Here is an 11,485-nt window from a genome sequence, read left to right as displayed (position 1 = left end):
GCTGATCTGCGATCGGCATGTGCCGAAACGCGGATTGTATCAAATGAGCTGATGCGCGGTCTAACTGCGCTAAACTGCGGCCTAGGTGGGCCGCAGGCCCGGAATAATCAAAGGTCTCTGCACACCCCATCAAGGCAGCAGAGTTACTCTATATTATACCTTATTTCTACTCTTTTGCAAAACTGTTATTTTACTCGTGCGGGCAAAGCTACCGTCTCCACGTGTGATAATTAGGCTATACCCCCAAATGCTATATTTCATTTCAATTTATTTCACTCTTAAGCAAAGCTACATCATGGCTATTATTCTTCGGTTCTATTCTATCAAGAACATTCTTTTCCACAGCTTGTGTCCAATAAATTTTTAATTTCTTTCTTGCACGAGTAATAGCAGTATAAAAAATACTGTGAGTTATCAATTCATCAATCTCATCCGTTATAATAATTTTCACAGAATCATATTCCAGTCCTTGTGCTTTGTGGATTGATACCGCATATGCTATTTGAAACGGAACAATGGTTTTTGTAGCACCATCATCATCTTCATCTGTACTTTTGTTTTTATTAACTGCAAAACGGATAATCGAATGTCCGTTCTCAGCATTTCCAATAATATCAAAATCATAATCATCCACATTTAACTCGATAAGCGGCCTATCAATTTCTATATCAAATTGTATACGCTCGGTTGGCCTGTCTTTATCCCAAGTTATAAAATCTACAATTCGGGCTTTCATATTATTATGAATAATTGGCACTTGTTCTTTATTCCGAGTAAAAAATTTATCAGCAGAATCATTAAACAGAATTGGATCGCCGACTTTATACCGTTGTATCCCTCTCCACATCTCTTTGCGGTTATTATTTTCTTGCATAAAATGGTTAATATTATTAATTCCGTATAGTCTCCCATAATTCAAACAAAGAATTATTTCCTCATCTTCAGCTATTGTAAAAATAGCCGGATCAAGGTTAGCTGAAAATTCACCGCCTTGCAATCTATCAAGAACATCATCTTCCATTTTGCGTACATTATCCCATAACGCAAGCAACTGCTTACTGTTACTTCTATATGGTTTAGCCAATTCATAAACTGCTGATTTGGGTAAAAAGCTACGAACAGCATCAAACCAATTACCAAATTCAATAGCTTCTATCTGATAAGTGTCCCCAACCAAAACAAGTAGATTAAATTTTGCAAGTTCAAGCAATTTTCTCATATTTTGATTACTTATAGTACTACATTCATCAATTATCAGAATGTCGTATTCTCGTCTCAAATTTTAATGAAAAATATGCTTTTTTATTTCTTTCATTCAAAAAAGAAACAGTTGTTTTCATTTCAACTGCTTCTTCGTAGATTTTAATATCAAATTTAAAAATGTAGATTTCTTAATATTCAATCTGAGAAATCACAAAGTTATCCGTTTCAAACGCCTCTGCCGCCTTGTTTCCAACTTCTATATGAGCCGGACTTGCCATAAGTGTATCGAAAGCATTTCTGTCTTTCAGGTCAATTACCATTGTTACAGTATTCGCGGCACCCACCCATCCGAGGCTTCTGTTTACCATAATGCTCTCAATTTCTGGAACACTGTCCTTCATCGCTTTCATTTCTTCCATTTTCTGATTTACGATTTCATCTGAAACACCCTCTTTGATTGTAGCTATAAAAATATGTCTGACCATTTATTTTTCCTCCGTCTTTTCATTAAATTTTTTCTGCCCATGCTTTCAGTTCCTCTGCTCTGGCATTGGAAGAAAAACGCCTGCCTTCCTTCAACTCTGCACCCTTGCAGGAATCTTTCAAGTCTGCATTTGTTCCCCCCATTCCGCTGCTTCCGGATGTGGCAAAAGGTACAATTACTTTTCCTTCCAGATTATAAGATTCCAAAAAAGTGTTGATGATTGTGGGAGCCACATACCACCAGATCGGGAATCCTACATATATCACATCATACTGCTCCATGTTTTCAACCTGATTTGCAATCGCCGGCCGGAAAGATTTGTCATTCATTTCCACACTGCTGCGGCTCTTTGTGTTTGTCCAATCCAAATCTGCTGATGTATATTTCTGCACAGGCAAAATCTCATGTAAATCTGCACCGATGGCAGATGCCAGTGTCTTTGCTACCTTTGCGGTCACACCACTTGCTGAAAAATATGCTACTAATTTCTTACTCATCATGAATTCCTCCGTTTCTTACATATAGGTAACTGTTTCTGAAAGTTCTTTTCTCTGCGTATGCATAGCGAGTGGTGTTGTTCCCTCTACCGGATAGCCGAGGTCAAGAATCATCAGGACTTCCTCATTTTCAGGCAGTCCAAGCTCTTTCGCTGCCACTTCCGGATCGAAGAAGTTAATCCAACAGCTATCAACACCTTCCGCTTTTGTAGCCAGCATCATATGAGTTGCTACAATTGTTGCATCCTCAACACCTGAATCACGCTTTTCTCCCGGATATGTAAATACATTTGTCGTATCAAACGCTACAACGACAACCGTTGCGGCACCATATCTGCAGGGAGTTACCTTGTCAATTTTGGCAAGACCTTCTTCTGACTGTACAACATAGATACGCTGCTCCTGCAGGTTCTTCGCTGTCGGCGCCAGTCTCCCTGCTTCGAGGATTGCATCAAGATGCTCCTTTGCTACTGGGCGTCCATCAAATTTCTTACACGCATAACGATTTTTAACTACTTCAAAAAACTCCATCATCTTTTCCTCCATTCGTTATTTTTCGTTTCTATTCCAAGGCTTTGAACCCAATCCCGGACAGTATCAACATCCGTATCACTTGAAAACTTGTTAGCAGCAAGCCAATTCACATCAGAGGAACACAGTTCCTTTAAATTGCCTTCACTTGTACTGATACCGCTTCCTCCGGATGTACAAAAATCAATCATTGTCTTACCGGAAAAATCATAGCTTTCAAGAAATGTATCTATAATGCGAGGTTCTTCGCCCCACCAAATCGGATGTTAAAATGTAGCCTATCCCTCTTATGTCTTGAATTTACTGGCTTTAACAGAAAACACAATTGTGTACTGTGTATTATTTCTGTGTACATAAAAAGCAAACTGAGTTTTTTTTCATAGCCTCATACTTGTTTCTTTAATTTTAGTAATATGTATATCCATTATACGCTGCAATACATTTTGACTTTGTGTCGCGATCTAAATCGAATCGTTCATAGTATTCGTCACCTTCAAAGTCAAATATATATTTATATATATTTACGACTTCTTCACAACCAATTTTAAATTTTTCCTCTTGTCCGTCTCTGCTTCCATCACCTATAACCCTAAGAACAAATTGCTTATAAATTTCAATCTGAGGCAAAGTTTTTTCTACAAAATCGCTTTTACCTTCTATAAATTTTTTCTTCTCTTTGGCATCAACTATATCTAATAAAATCATGCAAGGCACAAATAATGCGATCAAAAAACTTTCTCCTCGGAGACAATTAACCGCCTGTTTTGGAACTACTTCTATTCTGCTTCTATAAATAAGTTTATCTCTAAGCGATAAATGGTAATGCATCCCTAATCCGTCCGCAATTTTTGTTAACCAAAATGTTTCTTCAGTATTATTGTTATAGCATTCAACAGTACGCCTTGAATAATTACTCATTTCTGGTAAATTTATATTTTCATCAAAAAATTTATTCAAATATCTAGTAGCATCAAATCCACTACCATAATAATTGGATATGGTATGTATCAATTGTTCTTTATTTACAGATACTACAAATATAATGCGGTCATCTTCAAAGTAATGTTTTATCCTTTCTAACATTTCTATGGCAAATGTCGGTTTACAGCGATCTAATTCATCAATAAAAATAATTAATTTCTGTGTTCTTTCCACAATAATATTATCAAAAACATCTTTTACCCTCTCTCGAATTTCTTCTTCTGTTTGTACAATCGATAAAATATCTGTACTTTTACCTTTTATTTTTTCAACCATGCTTGCCAGATTTAATCCTTGCAATACTTCTATTGAGCCTGGTAATGCGGATAGTGTTCCTAATATTTTTTCACTTGTCTTTTCAGAATTTATTTTGGTATTATAAACTCCTTTGCAAATTTTAGTCATTATCAATAAAAGAGACATCAGCGGATCACTGTGATTATCATACGCCCATGCATTATAATATATCGGCAAATATGATTTACTTAGGTTTATAGAATTTGCCATCTGATTATTTCTTAGATACTCATAGGATGGTAATTGATCAACTGGATTTTCTTCGTCTTTCCATTGTTTCAATCTCGCATATTTTAAGACTTCCTCTATCTGACGAACAAAAAACGTCTTACCATCTCCCCACTTTGCGTCTAAACTAATACATGCGCTCCCCTCAATAAGATTCAATCCTTCTATAAAACTCTTTATATCTTTATTTCTGTCAAAAGTATTGTTTTGAATAGATTTCCATATATTTATATCCGTTGCTTCCTGAACATATTTTCTCATAGCTGGTCTCCTTTGAATGTATTACACACTTTTAATTCAATATACTTATTTCCCAATAATACCCCTTTTATCACAACAGGTCTGATTTAAACTTGGTACTAAAATTTCTTCTTTATCTAAACATGGCAATGCTTTCTTTTTACCGATTTTAGTATATCAAATTCATTAAAAGCCGTCCTAAAAGTGTCTTAATTTATGAAACCATTATAATTAACCTCTATCTAATTTCTAACTGTTGTTCAATATAAGGTTTCCTAAAATATTCTAACTGCTTTCATACTTTCATTAAATCAATATATGCATGTGCTAAATCATCAATATTACTATAAGAAGTAGGCGCTGAAGATGATAAATTTTTAATTACCTGCTTCTTATATGATTCTCGAACTATAATTTCACACATTGGATTTAAAGCTTCCCCATACAAATGAAATATATATCCTGCATAATTTACAGGTAATTCTCTTTTAATAAAATCAATCTTAGGATAAAGTTCATCTATTTCTCGACACCCCTTATAAATTTCTTCTAAATTTTGGGCTTCAGCTATACTTTCAAATAGATTTGACGTGCTTACTATTGGCGTGTCCGGTCTGATTTCAACATCTACCCCCAAATACCTATGTGAAACAATAACACCATATATTTTTTTCAAGTCACACTGCAAATCATATTGCTCTTTTAATTTACTCCAGTCCTCAGTAATAGCATTTAATTGCTCCGGCATTTTCTTTAAGGCCTTCATCAGTTCCCTATCAAGCACTTTTTCTTCGCAATATGATTGCGGATTATAGAAATGCTTTATTTCTATATAAACTGCAATTCCAGTTTCGTCCACTAATAATAAATCGCATTCCCTTTTCCCATGCTTTTGTGTCGGTATTTTCACATAAAAGTTGGCAACCGATTTTGTTTTTGGAAATTTATATTTGATCATTTCCCGTATTAAAGGAATTTCTCGCTCTTTAATTTTATCTTTTATTCGTAGATACCTTTCCTTATCACAGCGTCGAAGATAATTCAAGAATTGAGTTTCTGATGAATCATTAAACAATATTACCAGTGAATTTGCGAAAATAAAACCATCCTTAGTCCTAATCAAAGGTGCATCCATTATATTTGATTTTGGATAGAGTGCCTCTCCCTTTGGTTTATAAATATGATCTTCTAAAGCCTGTCGATATAATTCACTATCCTTTGTGGGTACGAATGTCTGCATTCTCGCAACACCTTCAGGCGATAATAAAATCATCATTTTCTGTGAATCCACAGTAACTATATCAAAGTCTTTTTTATACAATTTATTAAATCTACGCATTGCTGCAACAATGAAGAAAAAACTAATACCACCCCAATCCATTCTTGTATAAGGTTCATAATCATCATATTGCAAATTCTCGCTCCAAAAGTGCATGTACAAATCTGCTAGTTTCATAGCGATATCTTCATCATCTGTATTATTTTTTTGAAACTTTCCATTTGCCATTTGCAATGTATAACTCAGACATTTTCTCATACTAAAGTCACTAATAAATTTGTAATTTTTCTTAGGTAGATTTTCAATATTAAAAAAGATTTCGTCCCCCTTCTTATTCATAGTCGCTTTTCCTGAATGGAGCAATGGAAAAACATCGCATAACATAGAATATTGCATACCCAGCAAAACCATTTGAAAGGCTATCGGATATAGGTCATAATCAAATTTATAATCAAATTTATCTTCTTCTTTCAATTTTTTATACGCTATATATGTATTGTAGTTTAAGGAAAAAAGATAGTGACGTTCAAATGGTGTAAATAACATATGTTGATCAACCATTATGTCCGTATAAGCTAAATTGCAATGGTATATATATTTATTCCTTGGAATATTTTCATCCAAATTATCGTATAGCCATCTATCTATATCATTTTCTATTTTATTTACTTGATCTTCCACAAACTTATTCCTCCAAGAGTTTAGAAATGGTGCTACGGCTGTAATGTTATCAAATGCATCACCTTATTTGTCCATTATACTCCTGCTCTTCCCTTAAAACAATTCTGTTAAACTCTACATCCTAACTTTTATCATAGGCTTTGCCTTGAACAAGAACCACAAGGTTCAATCACATACCATATGCCCTGTGGTTCTTATTTAATATTCTTTTCCTTCCCCTCCGCAGGTTCTTTAGAATCTGCAATGCTGAATTTCGATATTATCACCAGAAATCTAAATAACTCTTCTCTTTCTTATAGATTTTTAATGATATTCAAATTTTTCTTATTCAACGCCTTCCGCAGCTTCTCATTCTCTTTTTTCAAATCAGCATTTTCTTTCTTCAGGCCGATGATCTGCTGCTGGAGCATTGCTATCTGCTTCTCCATCGCCATGTTTAAGATTTCACGCCGGGGATCTATCAGCCCGGCCTGCTGTTCCACCGCCTTATCCATCTCCTGCCGAATAACCTCGTTTTTGTAAAAGAACCCTCTGGACAGCCCGGTGATACGCATCAGCTTCGGTACCGTTATCCTCTCTTTCTCTTCCATCAGCTCATATATTGCCCTCTTTGCAAGGTCGATCTTTTCTTTGCTTTTCTTCTTATTTTCTTCAATCATTCGGTCGTATTTGCTCATACTCTTCTCCCCATCCGTCCAGAATCTGGTAAATAACATCTGTCATTATATTTCTCACTTCTCTTGTTTCATCCGCCATCCGCTGGTTGCTCATTTTCCGGTAGTGCTGTACGCTCCCTAGCCTCTTATGTCCCAGCAGCCTTGCTATCGTCCAGTCATCCAGATGCATTTCGGTAAGTTTTACACCGTAGTAATGCCGGAAAAGATGCGTACCAAAATGAAATAGTTCACCATTGTCATCTTTTAAATCCTCTTTTAAAATCATTCCCATGACCTTATGCTTTATGGTTGTGTATTGCAGTGGCCGCTTGGGATTCTTTTCATCCACAAATATGTATTTTGTCTCGCCGTATTTTTCTCTTGTATATTCCAATGCTTTCTGTATCAGACTTGCTAATTCCCTGCTGACTGGTTTTTGGAATACTCTTGTTTTCACCTGATGGATCTGTATCATATCCTGGCCATTTTCCTGATACAGGCAGTCGCACCGGAGTGTGGAGGTATCCGATACCCGTGTTCCCAGCATCTGATGGATGATCAGCCATCTTGCAATCTGTTCATCCAGCTTTGCTATATGTGCATTTAACTGCTGCATTTCCTTGTCGGAATATACTTTAAATTCTGCCTTGATCTCAGGTGGTATATCCGTATTCAGGAACAAGGTCTCCAAATTCGAATATTGATATAACTTTCCAATTCCCTCCAGCAGATTTCGGAGCTTTAATACATTATCACTGTTGCTCCGGTGGGAGCTATCATCCGTCATCTGGCTTATGAGATACCCTTCCAGTATATCCCGGTCAATTTCACAGCAGGATTGTATACTGGGCCATTCTTTATGCAGATAAGCTGAAAATTTCCTCATGGCTGTCAATTCCCTCAGTACGGTTCCCGCTGCCTCATATTGAAGGTTCAGATAGACAATCTTTTTTACTTCTGACCGGATATCCGGCTGGATGATATTTTGAAAATTCACAGTCTCCACATTATAAATCGGATTGTGACGTATTTCGATTCCTAATGCATCCAGCTTCCATATATCCTTTTCCACCTCATCCCGTTCATCCGGCGGCTCTACATGGTGCAAGATTTTCTTTAAATATTGGATCAGCCTTGCGTCTATGACACTGCTTGTACCATAAATGTTCTTTTTCTCATAGGTCAGCTTGATTCCTTTCTGAATCATCCAGCCTTTTAGAAGCCGTATCCATTGGTCCGGCGTTTTATCCAGAAAGCTCCTTATATTCTTCAAATCCTTTTCTTTCATAAACAGTGCGAGCTGATTGAAATATGTTTTATCACTGAGAATAGTGGTATAAGATACCTCTCTCCCTCTTTGAAAAATAAAACTTTTCATCTCTTCTCTGATTTGGCCTTCTGGTAACAGCGACAGATCGTAACACCCACTGCTTTCTTTTGGCCCGGTATTCTTCCTGTCTGCCGCCTTATAACACTGCAGTTCCCTATAATATATCCTGTCATTCTGCATTCGTATCTCCTTTCTTCAGACACGCTGCCAGATTGTTTTCTTTATGGCTGAAAAATTCTTCATTGGCTTCTGCAAGCTTCCGGGGCATGTAATCGATGTACTGCCTTGTCATTTCGTCATAGGTATGTCCCAGATAATCCCGGATACTTTGGAGGGATACCTGATTGTCATAAAACATTGTGGCTACTGTATGGCGGTAATCATGAGAGTTGAAGAGATACTCTCCATTTATGATTCTGTTTTCTTCACATGCTTTTAACATTTGATTGCGGAAGGTCTGATACAAAAAGGCTCCACCTTTTGCATTTTGAAAAATGTAACTGTCCGCCTGTATCCCATGCCTTTTCAGATAAACCTCCATAATCTGGTAAAGTCCCTCCGGTATCGGAACTCTCTTATATGATTTCATTTTTACCTGATATACCTGTATCCAGCAGTCATCTCCCTGTCTGTAGTAAGCATTCCCTTTGAGTGTACATACCTCGCTTGCCCTTAGTCCCACACACCAGAGATGCAAAAACATGCATCGTAAATGCTCCGGGAATTTATATAACTTCTGCAGTATCTCCATGTAGACTTCATATTCTACGCTCCTGTCATGATGGACAGGATGCACTTTCTGCATGTGATATTCCAGCCGGAACGGTACACGTTTGATGTACTGCCGCACTTCCATAAACTTATAAAAATGTCCAATGCCGGATAACCGCTCATTGTATCCTTTCGGTTCAATCTGTTTTTCCAGAAGCAGTTTTGCATATCGCTTAATGTGCAGGGCTGTACATTCGGTGGCTGTCAATCCTTCCTGTTCCAGAAATTCTAAAAAGTTTCTGATACAGAGATATCTTCTTGTTATGGTACTGATGGCCTGCCCGGTAATGCCTAGCTCATATTTCATATATGCCTGCGCGATTTTTCGGTTATCCGGATGCTGGATTTCCATAAAGGAGATGCTTCCTACTGGATTGCTCTCATTCATTCGATCCATTTTTAGATGAAACCGTTCTAAATACCAGACCGTTGCATCCCATGGAATTCTCTCGGCATTTTCAAAGGATATCCTTCGGCAGAAACCGATGATTGAAAGGTGTTTATCTGTTGCTGAGACTCCAGCGTCCCTCAGCCAGCTTTCAAACAGGTCAATCTGTGACTGCTCCAGCATGCCAACATCCTCTATTTGGTGCTGGGTACAAAATGTATAAAAGTTTTGTAGTGCAAGCAGCTTGTTTCGTTTCATATTCCGGTTTTTGTAAGTATCGATCACTTTGTTAAGCGTGTCAAAAACCTGTCTTTTTAACAGTTCCGGACATTCCTTTTTAAAATCCCATACCAGAACCGCCATCTGCCTTGTTACAGCAAACTGTTTCACAATATCTCCGTCTGGATGGTATGGAAGAAATAAAATCGTATTTTGATACTTCCACTGATATCTTTGTTTTCCTGCCAGCGTTTTCATCTGCTGTGCGATTTCATGCTGTTTTACCAGATCAAAAACTTTAATGTATCTTCTTACTGAGACTTTTGCATAGTTAAGTCTATTCAAATACTTTTCATACCGCACCCTCATAGGATAATCCATATCCGAGATACGCCATACCGCCTCCGCTCTCAGGAATTCTTTCAGCCTGTTCAGCGCCACCGCATCTGCAATCCCACTAGCATTTATTTCTTCTACTAAAAGCTGCTGTCGTTTTTCGTTTGCTTCCTTTGTTTCAGTCTGAACTTCTGCCTGCTGTAGCATAAAAACAGGCATGCACCCACCTCCCTATTCCAACAATTTTTCTGCCCCGAAGATAGATGCATGCTTTTCGTAAAATTCGTTGCTGGCCGCTACCAGTTCTTCATCTATCCAGTCCAGATATTTTATTGTTGTATCCAAGTGTTTGTGTCCAAGGGCCTGACTAATCAATTCCAGCCGCCATCCTGCTTTTTTCCTCATATTTGCAAAGTAATGGCGCAACATATGAGGGGTGAGTTTAATTCCTGTCTTTTTTTCCATACGATCAAACATGTCATAAACACTGTCCACCTTTAAAGGTTTCCCTTTGGTGCTGCCCATAATATTTACAAATAAGTAATTCTGGTGCTGCAGTATTTTTCCATATTTTGATAGATAATGCATTAGAAATTCAAAGGTATCGTCACTGATCTTTGCTTTTCTGTACTCTGCATTTTTTGCTCTGGCATCATTCTCATTATCCTCGCGGAAATAGACCCGGATGACGTGATTCCTGTAATCAATATCTTTCACATAGTCAATTCCCAATATCTCACCAATCCGGTATCCTGTCTCTGCCAGTAGTAAAAGCAGGAGTTGGTCCCTGCAGTTTGTACAGGCCTGCAGGACAGTAACAATCTCATTCTGTCTTGCAGATTTCCCTTTGCTCTTTTCTGCTTTCAGGTAACCGTGGAAGGCATTGTTTCTAAGGACTCTTTTCACTCCCACATCGTTGACTGCCACAATCTGATTATATGACAGCACCTTGAGGGTTCCATACTGCTCATATTCACGTTCTATAAAAAGATAGAACCTGAACACATCTTTCAAATATGCGTTACAGGTTCCATTTTTAGGAGAACTCTCTTGTTTTGTATGATTTCCAGCTTTGATCCAGTATAAGAAGTTGACAAAGTGTTCCGTCTGCTCGTCATATGGCATTCCGTATATCTCTGTTATCTGCATGTTTTTTTCTTCCAGATATTCCAGATAATATAAAATGGCAAATGCAGAACGCCGGATGGTATTAGGCGACCTTCTGACCCTTGTCTTATGCATTAGATATTTGGACGGAAGCGTCACAATATCCAATCTTTCCGTATCACGGATGTAGAAATACTTTGTTGCTGCTTCTTTTACCGTCACTACTTCATATGGCATATCCACTTCCCTTCCTTTCC

The 11,485-nt window shown here is 37.5% G+C and carries 11 protein-coding genes; all 11 read right to left on the bottom strand.

Annotation, left to right across the window (positions count from 1 at the left end):
• Window positions 1–262: 262 nt before the first annotated feature.
• The 11 genes from HGO97_RS22235 to HGO97_RS22185 all read right to left on the bottom strand — a co-directional run bounded on the left by HGO97_RS22235 (window position 263) and on the right by HGO97_RS22185 (window position 11,465).
• Window positions 263–1,279, bottom strand: a complete 1,017-nt coding sequence (locus HGO97_RS22235) for an ATP-dependent DNA helicase (RefSeq protein ID WP_216245350.1) — start codon at window positions 1,277–1,279, stop codon at window positions 263–265.
• 112 nt (window positions 1,280–1,391) lie between these two features.
• On the bottom strand, window positions 1,392–1,688 hold the full coding sequence (locus HGO97_RS22230; protein WP_216245348.1) for a Dabb family protein: 297 nt from the start codon (window positions 1,686–1,688) through the stop codon (window positions 1,392–1,394).
• Between the two features lie 22 nt (window positions 1,689–1,710).
• Window positions 1,711–2,184, bottom strand: a complete 474-nt coding sequence (locus tag HGO97_RS22225; protein ID WP_216245365.1) for a flavodoxin — start codon at window positions 2,182–2,184, stop codon at window positions 1,711–1,713.
• 18 nt (window positions 2,185–2,202) lie between these two features.
• Window positions 2,203–2,718, bottom strand: coding sequence for a nitroreductase family protein (locus HGO97_RS22220; protein WP_330654327.1), 516 nt, complete (start codon window positions 2,716–2,718; stop codon window positions 2,203–2,205).
• Window positions 2,715–2,948: a flavodoxin gene (locus HGO97_RS22215; protein WP_408610871.1), complete on the bottom strand. Its 234-nt coding sequence runs from the start codon at window positions 2,946–2,948 to the stop codon at window positions 2,715–2,717. Before HGO97_RS22215 ends, HGO97_RS22220 begins: the two co-directional genes overlap by 4 nt.
• Window positions 2,949–3,120: 172 nt before the next feature.
• Window positions 3,121–4,482 carry a KAP family P-loop NTPase fold protein gene (locus HGO97_RS22210; RefSeq protein WP_216245346.1) on the bottom strand — a complete coding sequence of 454 codons (1,362 nt, stop codon included), beginning with the start codon at window positions 4,480–4,482 and terminating at the stop codon, window positions 3,121–3,123.
• A 274-nt stretch (window positions 4,483–4,756) separates the two neighbouring features.
• Entirely contained in the window at window positions 4,757–6,421 is a 1,665-nt protein-coding gene (locus HGO97_RS22205) for a hypothetical protein (RefSeq protein ID WP_216245344.1), read from the bottom strand.
• Window positions 6,422–6,714: 293 nt separating this feature from the next.
• Window positions 6,715–7,098: a DUF6262 family protein gene (locus HGO97_RS22200; RefSeq protein WP_216245342.1), complete on the bottom strand. Its 384-nt coding sequence runs from the start codon at window positions 7,096–7,098 to the stop codon at window positions 6,715–6,717.
• The gene (locus tag HGO97_RS22195) at window positions 7,073–8,587 is read right to left on the bottom strand and encodes a tyrosine-type recombinase/integrase (RefSeq protein ID WP_216245340.1); all 1,515 of its coding nucleotides are present in this window, start codon (window positions 8,585–8,587) and stop codon (window positions 7,073–7,075) included. The genes HGO97_RS22200 and HGO97_RS22195 overlap by 26 nt, the downstream gene beginning before the upstream one ends.
• Window positions 8,577–10,340 carry a tyrosine-type recombinase/integrase gene (locus HGO97_RS22190; RefSeq protein ID WP_216245337.1) on the bottom strand — a complete coding sequence of 588 codons (1,764 nt, stop codon included), beginning with the start codon at window positions 10,338–10,340 and terminating at the stop codon, window positions 8,577–8,579. The genes HGO97_RS22195 and HGO97_RS22190 overlap by 11 nt, the downstream gene beginning before the upstream one ends.
• Window positions 10,341–10,352: 12 nt before the next feature.
• Window positions 10,353–11,465: a tyrosine-type recombinase/integrase gene (locus tag HGO97_RS22185; RefSeq protein WP_168866725.1), complete on the bottom strand. Its 1,113-nt coding sequence runs from the start codon at window positions 11,463–11,465 to the stop codon at window positions 10,353–10,355.
• Window positions 11,466–11,485 lie beyond the last annotated feature (20 nt).

The sequence above is a fragment of the Faecalicatena faecalis genome (assembly GCF_012524165.2).
GTDB classification, from domain to species: domain Bacteria; phylum Bacillota; class Clostridia; order Lachnospirales; family Lachnospiraceae; genus Faecalicatena_A; species Faecalicatena_A faecalis.
Note: the sequence above shows the minus strand (reverse complement) of the source record. Positions and strands in the feature narration are given on the sequence as shown.

Coding starts and splice junctions, on each gene's coding strand:
- HGO97_RS22230 (WP_216245348.1), bottom strand. CDS start 1,688: ATGGTCAGACATATTTTTATAGCTACAATCAAAGAGGGTGTTTCAGAT.
- HGO97_RS22225 (WP_216245365.1), bottom strand. CDS start 2,184: ATGAGTAAGAAATTAGTAGCATATTTTTCAGCAAGTGGTGTGACCGCA.
- HGO97_RS22220 (WP_330654327.1), bottom strand. CDS start 2,718: ATGATGGAGTTTTTTGAAGTAGTTAAAAATCGTTATGCGTGTAAGAAA.
- HGO97_RS22210 (WP_216245346.1), bottom strand. CDS start 4,482: ATGAGAAAATATGTTCAGGAAGCAACGGATATAAATATATGGAAATCT.
- HGO97_RS22200 (WP_216245342.1), bottom strand. CDS start 7,098: ATGAGCAAATACGACCGAATGATTGAAGAAAATAAGAAGAAAAGCAAA.
- HGO97_RS22195 (WP_216245340.1), bottom strand. CDS start 8,587: ATGCAGAATGACAGGATATATTATAGGGAACTGCAGTGTTATAAGGCG.
- HGO97_RS22190 (WP_216245337.1), bottom strand. CDS start 10,340: ATGCCTGTTTTTATGCTACAGCAGGCAGAAGTTCAGACTGAAACAAAG.
- HGO97_RS22185 (WP_168866725.1), bottom strand. CDS start 11,465: ATGCCATATGAAGTAGTGACGGTAAAAGAAGCAGCAACAAAGTATTTC.